General features: G+C 64.1%; 14 protein-coding genes. 11 read left to right on the top strand and 3 right to left on the bottom strand.

Features of this window, described 5'->3' with window-relative positions:
* Window positions 1–364 precede the first annotated feature (364 nt).
* The 8 genes from EV687_RS01750 to EV687_RS01715 all read left to right on the top strand — a co-directional run bounded on the left by EV687_RS01750 (window position 365) and on the right by EV687_RS01715 (window position 8,706).
* Entirely contained in the window at window positions 365–3,394 is a 3,030-nt protein-coding gene (locus EV687_RS01750; protein WP_122226167.1) for a monovalent cation/H+ antiporter subunit A, read from the top strand.
* Window positions 3,385–3,750 carry a Na+/H+ antiporter subunit C gene (locus EV687_RS01745; protein WP_122226166.1) on the top strand — a complete coding sequence of 122 codons (366 nt, stop codon included), beginning with the start codon at window positions 3,385–3,387 and terminating at the stop codon, window positions 3,748–3,750. Before EV687_RS01750 ends, EV687_RS01745 begins: the two co-directional genes overlap by 10 nt.
* The gene (locus EV687_RS01740; protein WP_122226165.1) at window positions 3,747–5,477 is read left to right on the top strand and encodes a monovalent cation/H+ antiporter subunit D; all 1,731 of its coding nucleotides are present in this window, start codon (window positions 3,747–3,749) and stop codon (window positions 5,475–5,477) included. The genes EV687_RS01745 and EV687_RS01740 overlap by 4 nt, the downstream gene beginning before the upstream one ends.
* A 20-nt stretch (window positions 5,478–5,497) precedes the next feature.
* Complete coding sequence (locus EV687_RS01735; protein WP_341273242.1) at window positions 5,498–6,001, top strand: Na+/H+ antiporter subunit E; 504 nt, start codon at window positions 5,498–5,500, stop codon at window positions 5,999–6,001.
* On the top strand, window positions 5,998–6,279 hold the full coding sequence (locus EV687_RS01730) for a K+/H+ antiporter subunit F (RefSeq protein ID WP_122226163.1): 282 nt from the start codon (window positions 5,998–6,000) through the stop codon (window positions 6,277–6,279). Before EV687_RS01735 ends, EV687_RS01730 begins: the two co-directional genes overlap by 4 nt.
* Window positions 6,279–6,875 carry a cation:proton antiporter gene (locus EV687_RS19320; RefSeq protein ID WP_122226162.1) on the top strand — a complete coding sequence of 199 codons (597 nt, stop codon included), beginning with the start codon at window positions 6,279–6,281 and terminating at the stop codon, window positions 6,873–6,875. Before EV687_RS01730 ends, EV687_RS19320 begins: the two co-directional genes overlap by 1 nt.
* A gap of 126 nt (window positions 6,876–7,001) precedes the next feature.
* Window positions 7,002–7,793 (top strand): glycerophosphodiester phosphodiesterase, encoded by a 792-nt coding sequence (gene ugpQ / locus EV687_RS01720; RefSeq protein ID WP_122226161.1) that lies wholly within the window; start codon window positions 7,002–7,004, stop codon window positions 7,791–7,793.
* Between the two features lie 19 nt (window positions 7,794–7,812).
* Window positions 7,813–8,706 carry a recombination-associated protein RdgC gene (locus tag EV687_RS01715; RefSeq protein WP_122226160.1) on the top strand — a complete coding sequence of 298 codons (894 nt, stop codon included), beginning with the start codon at window positions 7,813–7,815 and terminating at the stop codon, window positions 8,704–8,706.
* Window positions 8,707–8,769: 63 nt separating this feature from the next.
* On the opposite strand, the gene yfiB is transcribed toward EV687_RS01715, so the two are convergent.
* From yfiB to yfiR, 3 genes are read right to left on the bottom strand one after another with little or no spacing between them, the layout of a single operon-like run.
* Window positions 8,770–9,306, bottom strand: a complete 537-nt coding sequence (gene yfiB, locus EV687_RS01710) for an outer membrane lipoprotein YfiB (RefSeq protein ID WP_207226360.1) — start codon at window positions 9,304–9,306, stop codon at window positions 8,770–8,772.
* A 30-nt stretch (window positions 9,307–9,336) separates the two neighbouring features.
* Complete coding sequence (gene dgcN / locus EV687_RS01705; RefSeq protein ID WP_122226158.1) at window positions 9,337–10,614, bottom strand: diguanylate cyclase DgcN/YfiN; 1,278 nt, start codon at window positions 10,612–10,614, stop codon at window positions 9,337–9,339.
* On the bottom strand, window positions 10,611–11,234 hold the full coding sequence (gene yfiR, locus EV687_RS01700; protein WP_122226157.1) for a regulatory sequestration protein YfiR: 624 nt from the start codon (window positions 11,232–11,234) through the stop codon (window positions 10,611–10,613). Before yfiR ends, dgcN begins: the two co-directional genes overlap by 4 nt.
* 295 nt (window positions 11,235–11,529) lie before the next feature.
* Here yfiR and ugpA point away from each other — a divergent pair, with 295 nt between their 5' ends.
* The 3 genes from ugpA (at window position 11,530) to ugpC (ending at window position 14,346) form a co-directional block, all read left to right on the top strand.
* Window positions 11,530–12,411: a sn-glycerol-3-phosphate ABC transporter permease UgpA gene (gene ugpA / locus EV687_RS01695; protein ID WP_122227089.1), complete on the top strand. Its 882-nt coding sequence runs from the start codon at window positions 11,530–11,532 to the stop codon at window positions 12,409–12,411.
* Window positions 12,412–12,413: 2 nt separating this feature from the next.
* The gene (gene ugpE, locus EV687_RS01690; protein ID WP_122226156.1) at window positions 12,414–13,265 is read left to right on the top strand and encodes a sn-glycerol-3-phosphate ABC transporter permease UgpE; all 852 of its coding nucleotides are present in this window, start codon (window positions 12,414–12,416) and stop codon (window positions 13,263–13,265) included.
* Window positions 13,266–13,335: 70 nt separating this feature from the next.
* Window positions 13,336–14,346 (top strand): sn-glycerol-3-phosphate ABC transporter ATP-binding protein UgpC, encoded by a 1,011-nt coding sequence (gene ugpC, locus EV687_RS01685; protein WP_122226155.1) that lies wholly within the window; start codon window positions 13,336–13,338, stop codon window positions 14,344–14,346.
* Window positions 14,347–14,455: the final 109 nt, after the last annotated feature.

Raw genomic sequence — 14,455 nt, 5'->3', positions numbered from 1 at the left:
TGATTTGCCAGGCCGCGCAGCGGATTTCGATCCCTCGCATCACCTCCCGGCCATGTGGCGGCCGCTGCGTTTTGTCACTGGGCCAACCCATCGCAAGCCTGGCCAAGCTTGCCTGCCCGCGCCGCCTTTTCCCGGGAAGCGGATGACCCACAATTTGTAACAATCCCTTTTCAAAAAGGGTACTTCTCCCCCTGCTGGACGGGCGCACGCCGAAATCGGGCGGAAACCGCATCAAAAGTCGCCAAATCGCACGAATTTGGCGAAATCGCCTTGTCAGACAATGCCTGAAAGTTGGCGTCAAATGACGGGATATTGCAGGGCTTTGTCCGCTGAAAACAAGGGCTTGCCGTAGAATTTCCGCCCTATGGACCCCGTTGCGCTCAGCACCATCATTCTGCTTCCGTTCATTGGCAGTGTCATCGCCAGTGTCCTGCCCTCCAATGCACGCAATCTGGAGTCCACGCTGGCCGGTCTGATCGCCGTGTTCTGCGCGGTGCAACTCGCCCTGTATTACCCCGCCATCGCCAGTGGCGACGTTCACGAGCAGGAATTCGCCTGGCTGCAGTCACTGGGGCTGAGCCTGTCGATGCGGCTCGATGGCTTCGCCTGGATGTTCGCGCTGCTGGTCTATGGCATTGGCGCGCTGGTGGTGTTGTACGCACGCTACTACATGTCGCCACAGGACCCGGTGCCGCGTTTCTTCTCGTTCCTGCTGGCTTTCATGGGTTCGATGGCGGGCGTGGTGATGTCCGGCAACATCATCCAGCTGGCCTTCTTCTGGGAGCTGACCAGCATCTTCTCGTTTCTGCTGATCGGCTACTGGCACCATCGCAAGGATGCGCGTCGCGGCGCCCGCATGGCCCTCACGGTCACCGGTGCCGGCGGCCTGTGCCTGCTGGCGGGCATGCTGATGCTGGGCCACATCGTCGGCAGCTACGACCTCGACAACGTGCTCGCAGCCGGTGCGCAGATCAGAAGCCACAGCCTGTACCTGCCGGTGCTGATTCTGGTCCTGCTGGGGGCCTTCACCAAAAGCGCACAGTTTCCGTTCCATTTCTGGCTGCCCAATGCCATGGCGGCGCCAACGCCGGTGTCGGCCTACCTGCACTCGGCCACCATGGTCAAGGCGGGCGTCTTTCTATTGGCGCGCTTCTGGCCGGTGCTCAGCGGCACCGAGGAGTGGTTCTGGATCGTCAGCGGCGTGGGGCTGACCACCCTGCTGTTCGGCGCCTACACGGCGATGTTCCAGAATGATCTCAAAGGCCTGCTGGCGTATTCGACCATCTCTCACCTGGGCCTGATCACACTGCTGCTGGGCATGAACCGGGAACTGGCCGCTGTGGCCGCCGTTTTCCACATCATGAACCACGCCACCTTCAAGGCTTCGCTCTTCATGGCGGTGGGCATTGTCGACCATGAAACCGGCACGCGGGACATCCGGCGCCTCTCGGGGCTGCGGCACATGATGCCGATCACCGCCACATTGGCCCTGGTGGCCGCCGCGGCGATGGCCGGCGTGCCATTGCTCAATGGCTTCCTCTCCAAGGAGATGTTCTTCTCGGAGTCGGTGCTGGTGCACGCGCCGGGCTACATCCAGGCCGGCCTGCCTTTGCTGGCGGTGGTGTTCGGCATCTTCAGCGCCATCTACTCGCTGCGCTTCGGCTATGACGTGTTCTTCGGCAAGCCCGCCAAGGACCTGCCCAAGACCCCGCACGATCCGCCAATCTGGATGATCGTGCCTGTGGGCCTGCTGGTGGTGATCTGCCTGGCCGTTGGCGTTGCCCCGAATCTGGTGGTCGGCCCGGTGCTGGCGCTCGCCGCCACGCCCGTGGTGGGCGGCGAGCTGCCCTACTACAGCCTGGCCATCTGGCATGGCATCAACAAGCCGCTCATCATGAGTGTGCTGGCCATGGGCCTAGGCAGCTTGATCTTCTTTGTCATCGCACGCTTCATCCGTGGCAGGAACTACTTCGTCGACTATGCCTTCACATGGACGCTGACGGGCAAGCGCATCTTCGAATACCTGCTGGCGTCGCTGACGCTGTTCTCGCGCTTCCTGCGCGTGCTGCTGACCACCCGCCGGCTGCAGTGGCAGATGTTCTGGCTGGTCATCGCGACCTTCGGGGCGGTGGCAGTGCCGCTCTGGTATGGCGGTCTGAACATCGGTGACCGGCCGACGCAGACGCTCTCGCCGGCCTTTGCGATCCTGTGGCTGATCGGCGGCATCTGTGCCATCGCGGCGGCCTGGCAGGCCAAGTTCCACCGCCTGGCCGCCATGGTGATGCTGGGCGCGACCGGCCTGTGCGTGTGCATCACCTTCCTGTGGTTCTCGGCACCCGACCTGGGCCTGACGCAACTGGCAGTGGAGATCGTTACCACCATCCTGTTGCTGCTGGGTCTGCGCTGGCTGCCGCAGCGCGACAAGTCCATCCGCCTGCCCTCCTGGTCGATGGACCACAGCATGGCGCAGGCACGCCGTGCGCGCGACCTGATCATTGCAGTGGTGGCCGGCGTCGGCATCACGCTGCTGTCGATCGCCATGCTCAGCCGGCCATTCCCGCAGAGTACCTCGACCTTCTTCCTCGAGCGCGCCTACACCGAGGGTGGCGGCACCAACGTGGTCAATGTGATGCTGGTGGACTTCCGCGCCTTCGACACTTTTGGCGAGATCGTGGTCCTGGGCATCGTGGCGCTGACGGTATACGCGCTGCTGCGGCGCTTCCGCCCGGCCCGTGAAACCATGGACCTGCCGATGCAGCAGCGCGTGCTGCCCAAGGATCTGATCACCGACCTCTTCAACCCCCGCCAGGCCAAGGATACTGCCATCGGCTACCTGACGGTGCCGGCGGTGCTGGTGCGCCTGCTGCTGCCCATCACCACGCTGGTGGCGATCTACCTCTTCATGCGCGGGCACAACGAGCCCGGTGGAGGCTTCGTCGCCGGGCTGGTTTTCTCGCTGGGCCTGCTGCTGCAGTACATCGTCTCGGGCACCCAGTGGGTGGAGGCCAATCTCGCGCTCTATCCACGCCGCTGGATCGGCTTCGGGCTGATCTGCGCCATCGCCACCGGAGCCGGCTCGATGTACCTGGGCTACCCGTTCATGACCACGCACACGGCCCACTTCACGCTGCCTTACCTGGGCGAGATCCACGTGGCCAGCGCGATGTTCTTCGATCTGGGCGTGTTCACCGTGGTGGTCGGCTCGACCCTGCTGATCCTCACCGCACTGGCTCACCAATCGGTGCGCGGACACCGCTACCACGCACGCAAGCTCGAGGAAGAGGCCGAGGCCAAGGAAGCTGCCGCCAGCAACTATGCGCGGGCCCGCGCCGCCTATGAGGCGGTGGCCCGATTCAACGTTCACTCCAACACCGAAGGAAGCCCATGGAAATAGTGCTTGCCATCGCCATCGGTGTGATGACCGGAGCCGGCGTCTGGCTGCTGCTGCGGCCACGCACCTTTCAGATCATCATTGGTCTGGCGCTGCTCGGCTATGCCGTCAACCTCTTCATCTTCTCGATGGGCCGCCTGGGGCTGGCCGTCGACAAGGAGCCCGTGCTCAAGCCCGGTCTGCCGCAGGACCTGATGCACTATGCCGATCCACTGCCGCAGGCGCTGGTGCTGACGGCCATCGTCATCGGCTTTGCCACCACCGCGCTGTTCTTGGTGGTGCTGCTGGCACTGCGCGGCATGTCGGGTACCGACCACGTCGATGGCAGCCGCTCGGCCGAAAAGAACGAGGCATCATGACCACCTGGCTCAGCTCGCTCATGCCGCACCTGATGCTGGCGCCGATCCTGCTGCCAATGCTCACGGCGGCCATCATCCTGTTTCTCAAGGAGGATCGCCAGCGCGTCAAGATGCTGCTGAACATCTTCGGCAGCATCGCCGGCCTCGGCATCGCCATCTTCCTGATGCGGTGGACCCACCAGCAGGCCGCCCCCACCTCGATGGGCGTGTACCTCGCCGGCAACTGGCCAGCGCCTTTCGGCATCGTGCTGGCACTGGACCGGCTCTCGGCCATGATGCTGGTGCTCACCGGCATCCTCAGCGTGGCCGCATCGGTCTACGCCTCGGCCCATTGGCACCGCGCCGGCGTCAACTTCCACTCGCTGTTCCAGTTGCAGCTGATGGGCCTCAACGGCGCCTTCCTGACCGGCGACCTGTTCAACCTGTTCGTCTTCATCGAGATCCTGCTGGCCGCCTCCTACGGGCTGCTGCTGCATGGCTCGGGCCGCCCGCGCGTGCAAGCGGGCCTGCACTACATTGCGATCAACCTGGCCGCCTCCTCGCTGCTGCTGATCAGCATCTCGATGTTCTACGGCATCACCGGCACCCTGAACATGGCCGACCTGGCCCGCATCGTGCCGCACGTGCTGGAGGAGGACCGCGCGCTGCTGCATGTCGCGGCAGGCGTGTTCGGCGTGGCGGTGCTGATCAAGGCCGCGGTCTGGCCGCTCAACTTCTGGCTGGTGCCGGCCTACAGTGCCGCAACGGCTCCCGCCGGGGCCTTGTTCGCCGTCATGACCAAGGTCGGCATCTACGCCATCCTGCGTCTTTGGACCATGATCTTCGGCTATGACGCCGGCATTTCCACCCAATATGGCAGCCAATGGCTGATCTACGGCGGCATGGCCACGATCGCCGTCGGCTCGCTGGGCGTGATGAGCTCGCAGAAGCTCGGCAACATGGCCGGCTACAGCGCCATCGTCTCCTCGGGAACCTTGCTGGCCACGCTCGGCTTCGGTCAGAACCTGTTGACGGCCGGCCTGCTGTACTACATGGTCAGCTCCACGCTGGCGGTCAGTGCCTGCTTCCTGCTGGCCGACCTGATGGACCGCTGGCGCAATGACGGCGAGGACTATGCGCCTTATGAAGAGGAAGACGTGGCGCCTTTCCTCTCCCCCGACCTGGGAAGCACCTTCAAGGAGCTGAATCTCGACGAGCGCGAGCAGGCGCTGGTCGGCCGCGCCATGCCCGCCGCCGTCGCGCTGCTGGGCCTGAGCTTCATGGCCTGCACGCTGCTGATTGCAGGGCTGCCGCCGCTGTCGGGTTTCCTCGGCAAATTTGCGATGCTGACCGCGCTGCTCAACCCGCTGGGCATCGGCGCCTCGGCCGGCCAGACGCCTGGCATCGAAGGCTGGATACTGCTGGGCCTGCTGATTGCCTCAGGCTTCTTCGCGCTGGTAGCGTTTTCGCGCGCGGGCATTCGGCACTTCTGGGCCTCGCACGACCGCACTCCGCCAACGGTGCGCATCGTCGAGGGTATCCCGCTGGTGATCCTGCTGGGCAGTTGCGTGGCGCTGACGGTGAACGCAGACAACATCATGCGCTACATGCAGACCACCGCCAATGGCCTGTATGCGCCGGACGACTACGTCAACTCGGTCCTCTCGACCCGGCCGGTCCCCTACCCCACTCAGCAGCTTCCCGACAGCATGCCGGCAGAAGGCGAAGCCGCGGAGGCGCAACCATGAGAAAACGGCTGCAAAGAAACTTGAAGACCTGGCTGCGCAGGATTTTCCCGGGGCCGCTGCTGTCCGTCATGCTGTTCGGCATGTGGTTGATGATGACGCAAAGCTATTCGCTGGCCAACATGGTGCTGGCGGCCATACTCGGCTTCGGTGTGCCCATCTTCAGTGCCAAGCTGCGGCCACGTTATGTGCGCGTGCGCCGGCCCTTGGTCATCCTGCGCCTGTTCGCGGTCGTCACCATCGATGCCTGGCACTCGGGCTGGGCGGTGATGAAGGTTCTGCTACGCCGTGTAGGCAACGAAGACACGTCGGAGTTCGTCCACGTGCCATTGGAGTTGCGCGACCCCAACGGCCTGGCCGTGCTGGCGCTGATCACCTGCATCACCCCGGGTAATGCCTGGGGCGAGCTGTCGATGGATCGCAGCACCCTGCTGCTGCATGTGCTCGATGGCAAGGTGGAACCGGAGAAGGTGATCCGGACCGTCAAGGAGCGCTACGAGCGCCCCCTCATGGAGATTTTTGAATGAGCGGACAAATCCTTGCCTGGGCCTTGCCCATTTCCCTGGCCATGCTGGCACTGGCCATGTTGATGGCGACGCTGCGCCTGCTGATCGGACCCAGTGCCCAGGATCGTGTGATGGCACTGGACTGCATCTATGCGCTGAGCATGTTCGTGATGCTGACCCTGTCGATCTATTACGACAGCGGGGCCTACTTCGAGGCGGCGCTGCTAATCGCGCTGCTCGGTTTCGTCAGTACCACGGCCATGGCCAAGTTCCTGCTGCGCGGGGAGGTCATCGAGTGATGCCCGGCACCATTCACCTGCCCCTCTGGGCCGAGATCACAGTGGCCGTCTTTGCCATCCTCAGCGGCCTGATCGCGCTGCTGGCGGCCTCCGGCCTGCTGCGCCTCAATTCCTTTTTCGCGCGCGTGCACGCGCCCGCCGTGATCACCACGGTCGGCATCTGGTGCGTGATGATTGCCGCCATCGTGCATTTCTCGGTGCAGCGCGGCAGCCCGGCCATCAACATCATGCTGATCGGCCTGTTCATCTCGATCACCACGCCGGTCACCACCATCTTCCTGATGCGCGCCGCGCTGTTCCGCGCGCGCCAGCGTGGCGAGGACGTGCCGCACAGCATCAGCATGCTGGCGCTGGCCGTGCCGCAGGAAGCGCCGGAAGAGGACGACGAGCCACCATCCGAGGGCGACCAGCCAACCGATGCGGATCGTGACGAAGGCGGCACCGATGACTCGGCGCCGGCCCCAGAGCCTGACGACATGCAGGCAGCGCCAGCGACAGATGCCAATCTCGATACCGGCGGTGCTGAAAGCGGCACAGAAAGCGGTGCACAATCGCAACCGCCGCCGCCCGGCGAAACCAAAGCGCCCCCGCGCTGAACGCACTGCACCGCACACGGACCATGGCTGCGGCTGTCTGCCGCGTGCAGGGCGCCAGGCGGACACAGCGCAGCCGCTTCGACTGCACGGAGGCCATGCAAGGCCCATCATCCACACGCATACACCATGACAAACCCCCATCACAGCGCGACGCGCCCGGAATGGACCGAATGGCCGTACCCGTTCTGGGTTGCGCACCGCGGTGCCGGCAAGCTCGCGCCCGAGAACACCATGGCGGCCTTTCGCCATGGCGCCCACTTTGGCTACCGCATGTTCGAGTGCGACGCCAAGCTCAGCCGCGATGGCGTGCTGTTCCTGATGCACGACACCGAGCTGGCACGTACCACCAATGGCGAGGGCATCGCCGCCGAGCAGGATTGGGGGACACTCGCCCAGTTGGACGCCGGCTCCTGGCATTCCCGCCGATGGGCCGGCGAGCCACTGCCCACGCTGCGCAACCTGCTGCACTGGTGCATCCGCAACCATTACGCCATCAATATCGAGATCAAGCCCAGCCCTGGTGCCGAATCCGAGACCGGCCGCGCCGTGGCCGAGCTGGTGGCGCAAATATGGCCAGACACGCTGCCGCCGCCGCTGCTTTCCTCCTTCAAGCCGCAGGCCCTCGCCGCCGCCCGGCAGGCCGTGCCTGCGCAGACCCGAGCCCTGCTGATGGACGAGTGGAGTGATGGCAGCCTGGCCCTCGCTGGCGAGCTCGGCTGCGCCGCGCTCGTCTGCAACCAGTTGCTGTGGACGCCCGAACGCGTGCAGCAATGCCATGGGCGGTTGTTGCGGGCGCTCAGTTACACGGTCAACGAGGCCGAGCATGCCCAGCGCCTCAAGGACCTTGGCACCGATGGCATCATCACCGATCGCATCGATCTCTTCAGCCCCATTGGCACCACCCATGCGCCACTGTGACCCCGATCTGGAATAACCTGTGTTCAAAAACCTGCTGATCTACCGCCTGCCCGAGAACTGGCAGGCCGACCTGACGGACGCCGAAGGCGCCCTCGCGAAAAATCCCTTCATTCCCTGCTCGGCCACGCAGGAAAAATCCTCCGGCTGGGTGCCTCCGCGTGGCGATGCGCACGGCCCGCTGGTCGAGTCCATCGACGGGCAATGGATTCTGCGCTTCGCCACCGAGACCAAGATCCTGCCGGCCTCGGTGGTCGAGAGCAAGGTCGACGAGAAGGTCCAGCGCATCGAGGCCGAGAGTGGCCGCAAGCCCGGCAAGAAGGAGCGCCGTGATCTCAAGGACGAGGCGCGTCTGGAACTGCTGCCCATGGCCTTCACCAAGCGCCAGGGCACCTGGGTGTGGATCGACCAGGCCGGTCACTGGCTGGTCCTCGATGCCGGCAGCCAGGGCCGCGCCGACGAGATCATCACCGCACTGGTCGAGCAATTGCCGGGTTTCGCGCCACGCCTGCTGCAGACCGAGCAGACGCCTGCAGCCGCGATGGCCGATTGGCTCAGCGAACAGGCCGCGCCCGGCGCCTTCTCACTGGCCGACGAGTGTGAACTCAAGGCTGCCGATGAGACGCGCGCCGCCGTCCGCTATGCACGCCACGCACTGGAGATCGAGGAAATCCGCCAGCACATCCAGGCCGGCAAGCGCCCCACGCGCCTGGGCATGGGCTGGAGTGATCGCGCCAGTTTCGTGCTGACCGAGGCGCTGCAGGTCAAGAAGCTGGCGTTCTCGGATGCCGTGTTCGAAGGCAAGAGCGACGGCGACGACCACTTCGATGCCGACGTGGCGCTCACCACCGGCGAGTTGCGCCTGCTGTTACCGCAGCTGATCGAAGCGCTGGGCGGCGAGATGCCGCTGCAATAAGCCCCCCTGCCGCGTCTCGCAATCCAGGTTCTGCATGGTCTTCTGCAGAACCTGACCCGGCTTTCAATAGAAGCTGCCGACCACCACCGAGACGCGGCGATTCTGGCTGCGGCCCTCTTCGGTCGCGTTGTCAGCCACCGGCACGGTCTGTCCCAGCCCGCGGATGCCGATGCCTTCGCGCGGGAACCCCGCATCAGCCATCAGGTCGGCCACGGTCTGCGCGCGCCGCAGCGACAGGGACTGGTTGTACTCGGGCGCCCCCAGATTGTCGGTGTGGCCGTCGAGCCGCACGGTCTGGATGCCCAGTCCGAGCAATGTCCGGGCGACCTTGGCGATGTGCTCGCGCGTCTCGGCCTCGACCCGTGCCGAGTCGAGCGCAAACAGGATGCGCCCGGACAGGTTCAGCTGCATGCCATCGTCGCCCACGGCCACGAACCCTTGTTCAGTCAGCGCCGCGACCTGCGCCGCCGTCAACGAGCCGATCGGCTTGACGGCATGTGTCTGGCATGCCGCCAATGCCGTGGCCAGACAGGCTGCCAACAGCCAGTGCAACGGCCGCGCGGCCCGCCGCTTGTTTGTTGTCGTGTCTTTGCTGCTCAATGGGGTACTCCTCACGTCTACACATTATGTCTACATGACGCTTCCTGCGGCCGCCATGTGCGCCTGCCCGGGCTCCGGAAGCGCATAGCCAAGCCGCTGACGCTTGGCCTGGTACATGGCCTGATCGGCCGCCTTGCTCAAAGTCTGCGTATTGTCCCCATGCTGGGGGTAGAGGGCAATCCCGATGCTGATGGTCAGATCGATCAGCACGGCATTCTCGAGAAAGATGGGAGCGGCCATGCGCACCAGGATCTTCTCGGCCACGCGCACCACGTCCTGCTCGCTGCGAATGCTGCCGATCACCACGGCAAATTCGTCCCCGCCCAGCCGAATGATCTGGTCGTCATCGCGCAAGCTGTTTTGCAGACGCTTGGCAATCTTCTTGAGAACCTGGTCGCCGGCGGCATGGCCAAAAGAGTCATTGATGCTCTTGAAGCCATCGCAGTCGAGGAACAGCAAGGCAAAATGCCCACGCTGGCGCATGGCATGAAGCAGCGCCTTCTGCATGGCCACCTCGAAACGGCTGCGGTTGGCCAGGCCCGTGAGGGCATCATGGTCGGCACGGTGTTCGAGCTCGGCCTTCTCATGCAACACCAGTTCGTGCCACTGCTGCACCTGAGCCACCAGTTTGTTGATGTCCTTGGTCAGTTCGTTGAATTCGAGAATGGGCGAATTCGGGACCCGGCCCGCGAAGTTCCTGCTCCAGGTGATCTGCCGCGTCGCCTCTGACAGCACATCCAGCGGCCGGCTGATGCGTTGCTGCAGGCGGGCCGACACACAGGCGGCCATCAGCACACCCAGCACTAGCCAGAGCAGGATGAGGCCCCCACCCGCCAGCAGAAACTGCACCAGCACCCGGCCCTGCATGCGCAGTTCCAGCGCCCCCACCACCTCTCCCGCGTGCGTGACCTGCATGTGCAAAGGCTGCTCCAGCAGCAGGTTGGCGATGTGATCCATGAACACCGCCACCGGGGTGTCATTGCGAGACTGGCCCAGTTCCGTTCCGTCCGCATTCTGCACCCGGACATAGGACAGATCCTCCTGGGTCGCCAGGGTGTCCAATATGCTTTGTACGGCCACCGCGTCATTGAAAACCAGCGGTGCCTCGAGGTTGTAGGCCAGCGTGCGGCCGAGCAATTCCAGGTTGTTGTTGGCGTAGCGGGTGATCGTCCACAGCGCGGCCAGGGTCAGGCAGAAACCGGTTGCAAGCACGACCAGCATGATGCCCCTGATCTGCGTGCTGCGCAGCAGATCGCGCAGGCGGATTCCATGTCCGGCTCTCTCCTGCTGCTTGGTGAGACCGTTCATGGCGCATCCCCCAGGGGTTCCCGGGCCAGCTTGAGCACCTGGGGATCCACACGAATGCCGCTGCGCGCCACGGCATCCAGATTGACCTGAAAACCGATGCGCCCATCCTCGTGGAAATACAGGCAGAACAGCGCTCCTTCGTCGCAATAGGCCGACTGCTCCTTGATGGTCACCACCGGCCTTCCCTGCATCTGCAACCACAACGCCCGGTTTTCGGCATCAGGCAGCGCACCGACATACATGGCATCGCATGTCTGATACAGCAGGTCATTCGCGGCCGGGCTGCGGACGGCGCGAACGGTCCACGCGGGGGTCTGCTGGCGGGCAGGCTCGGCCGCCAATATGGGAGAGTAGGACGTGCTGCCCAGCACACAAAGCACCCGATGCGGCATGGGCTGCGGCCAATGCGAGAAACTCAGGATGCCGTAGACGATCCGCGCCAATTGGCGCTCATGGGGTGCCAGCTCGCGCGGGGTCTCCTCCTGGGCATCCGCCGCCAAGGTCTCCGCACCGGCGGCACGGGTCTGCTCGCCGGGTGATGACTGCGCCCGGGCCGATGCGCCGCCGCCCACCAGACAGGCAAGCAGCATCAGCATCAGGAAGGCGGGGACAAGAGGCATGCAGTACAGGCGAATGCGGCGGCAATAGACGACAGCCGACGACGGCCGAGGCCATGGTCATGCGATTATCAATGGGATTGGCGACCATCCAAGGGATCCGCGGTGTTTTCCTCCCCTGCCGGCCATAGGGGCGCAGCCTGAGAGCCTGTTCACGATCTTTTCATGAACAGGTTCTCAGGGCTTGCGAGCCGGATGCACGCATCACATGCGTCACATGCATGTAAACTTGCGCCACCTCAAAAACCACAAGCTTGCGCGGCCGAGACAAAACACGGGCACCGATCACGACACATCCATGGAAAAACGCGTTCTCTTCCGCTCGGCCTGGTTGCCTTGGCTGCTGCTGGCACCGCAAATGGCGGTGATTCTGGTCTTCTTCTTCTGGCCTGCCGGCCAGGCCCTGGTGCAGTCGTTCCAGATGGAGGACGCCTTCGGCTTCTCGCGCGAGTGGGTCGGTCTGGAAAACTTCAAGCGTCTATTCTCCGACCCGCTCTACCTGGCCTCGTTCAAGACCACGGCCATCTTCTCGCTGTTGGTGGCGGTGCTGGGCATCGGCATTTCGCTGCTGTTGGCGGTGTTCGCCGATCGCATCATCAAGGGCGCACTGGCCTACAAGACGGCGTTGCTGCTGCCCTATGCAGTGGCACCGGCCGTCGCCGGCGTGCTCTGGCTCTTCATGTTCTCGCCCACGCTGGGTGTGGTGTCCTATGCGCTCAACGAAATGGGCGTGCGCTGGAACCACCTGCTGAACTCCAACCAGGCCATGGCGCTGATCGTCATGGCTGCCGTCTGGAAGCAAATTTCCTACAACTTCCTGTTCTTTCTTGCCGGCCTGCAGGCCATCCCGAAATCGCTGATCGAGGCTGCTGCCATCGATGGCGCCGGGCCGTGGCGGCGCTTCTGGAGCATCCAGTTCCCGCTGCTCTCGCCCACCACCTTCTTCCTGCTGGTGATGAACATCGTGTATGCGTTCTTCGACACCTTTGCCATCATCGATGCCACCACCCAGGGTGGCCCCGGACGCGATACGGCCATTCTGGTCTACAAGGTCTACTACGACGGCTTCAAGGCCATGGACATGGGCAGCTCGGCGGCCCAGTCGGTGGTGCTGATGGCCATCGTCATCGCGCTGACGGTGATCCAGTTCCGCTACGTCGAGAAGAAAGTGCAGTATTGAGCATGGTCGAGCGCAGTCCCCTCCTTGCCGCACTGTCGCACCTGGTGATGGTGATCGGCATCATCCTGATCGGCTTTCCGCTGTACCTGGCCTTCGTGGCCTCCACCCACACCGCCCAGGATATCGTCCAGGCGCCGATGCCACTGCTGCCCGGCGGCAACTTCTGGGAAACCTACAAAAGCGCGCTGCTCGGCGGCGGCGAGGGTGCCGGATCGACAGCCCCGGTGGCCCGCATGATGTGGATCAGCTTCGTCACCGCCATGGTCATCGCCGTCGGCAAGATCGCCATCTCGCTGCTGTCGGCCTTTGCCATCGTGTACTTCCGGTTTCCGCTCAAGGGCCTGTTCTTTTGGATGATCTTCATCACCCTGATGCTGCCGGTGGAAGTGCGCATCGGCCCGACCTACCAGGTCGTCTCGGACCTGGGCATGCTCAACAGCTACGCGGGCCTGACCATCCCGCTGATCGCCTCGGCCACCGCCACCTTCCTGTTCCGGCAGTTCTTCCTCACCGTGCCCGACGAACTGGTCGAGGCCGCCCGTGTCGATGGCGCTGGCCCGATGCGCTTCTTCAAGGACGTCCTGCTGCCGCTTTCGAAAACCTCGATCGCTGCCCTCTTCGTGATTCAGTTCATCTACGGCTGGAACCAGTACCTCTGGCCGCTGCTCGTCACCACCTCGGAAGACATGTACCCGGTGGTGATCGGCATCAAGCGCATGATCGCCGGCGGCGACTCCGGCAACCAATGGAACGTGGTGATGGCCACCGCCATCCTGGCGATGCTGCCGCCGGCGCTGGTCGTCGTGCTGATGCAGCGCTGGTTCGTCAAGGGACTGGTGGACACCGAAAAGTGAATCCGCCCCGCCACCATCCACTCACCCATCGCAGCAAGATACCAAGCCTCACCCGACGAGAAACACCGCCATGGCATCCATTTCCCTTCGCAACGTCATCAAGAGCTACGGTCGTGGCGACAGGACCAATCAGGTCATCCACGGCATCAACGCCGAGATCGCCGATGGTGAGTTCGTCGTCATCGTCGGCCCTTCGGGCTGCGGCAAGTCCACTCTGCTGCGCATGGTTGCCGGGCTGGAGGAAATCTCCGGCGGCGAGATCGCCATCGGTGCGCGCGCGGTCAACGACCTGGAGCCCGCCCAGCGCGACATCGCCATGGTGTTCCAGAATTATGCGCTTTACCCCCACATGAGCGTGTTCGCCAACATGGCCTACGGTCTGAAGATCGCCAAGGTGCCCAACGACGAGATCATCCGCCGCGTCGACAAGGCCGCCAAAATCCTCGAACTGGGTCACCTGCTCGAGCGCAAGCCGCGCGAACTTTCGGGCGGCCAGCGCCAGCGCGTGGCCATGGGCCGCGCCATCGTGCGGGAGCCGCAAGTCTTCCTGTTCGACGAGCCGCTTTCCAATCTGGACGCCAAGCTGCGCGCGCAAACCCGGCTGGAAATCCAGAAGCTGCACCGCGAACTGGGCATCACCAGCCTGTTCGTCACGCACGACCAGGTCGAGGCGATGACGCTGGCAGAGCGCATGATCGTGCTCAATGGCGGCCGCATGGAGCAGTTCGGCACGCCCGAAGAGGTCTACCACACCCCCGCCAGCACCTTCGTTGCCAGCTTCATCGGCTCGCCTCCGATGAACCTGCTCAAGGCCGCCCCGGGCGCCGCCGCCGACATCATCACCGGCATTCGCCCCGAGCACCTGGAAGTCGGCGCCGAGGGCTGGCCCGTTCAGGTCGACACCGTCGAACTGCTTGGTGCCGAACGCCTGGTCTACGGGCGATTGCTCGGCCAGGAGCCGATGGTCGTGCGCATCGATGAAGCCGCACCTGCACCGCAAGGCGGCGACACCATTCACGTCACGCCCAAGCCGGGTCGCCTGCATCGCTTCGATGCGACTACGGGACTGCGCATCCCCTGATGGCCTAATGGACGCACAGGCCTTCGAGCGCACCGCCAAATCCATCGCGATGAGCGGAGATGCCATCCAATGACAGAAGATCAACGCAACTAACTGCAAGCATCACGTT

Source organism: Corticibacter populi (genome assembly GCF_004217315.1).
GTDB classification, from domain to species: domain Bacteria; phylum Pseudomonadota; class Gammaproteobacteria; order Burkholderiales; family Burkholderiaceae_C; genus Lampropedia; species Lampropedia populi.
The sequence above is the reverse complement of the archived record's forward strand: the minus strand, read 5'-3'. Positions and strand labels throughout refer to the sequence as shown.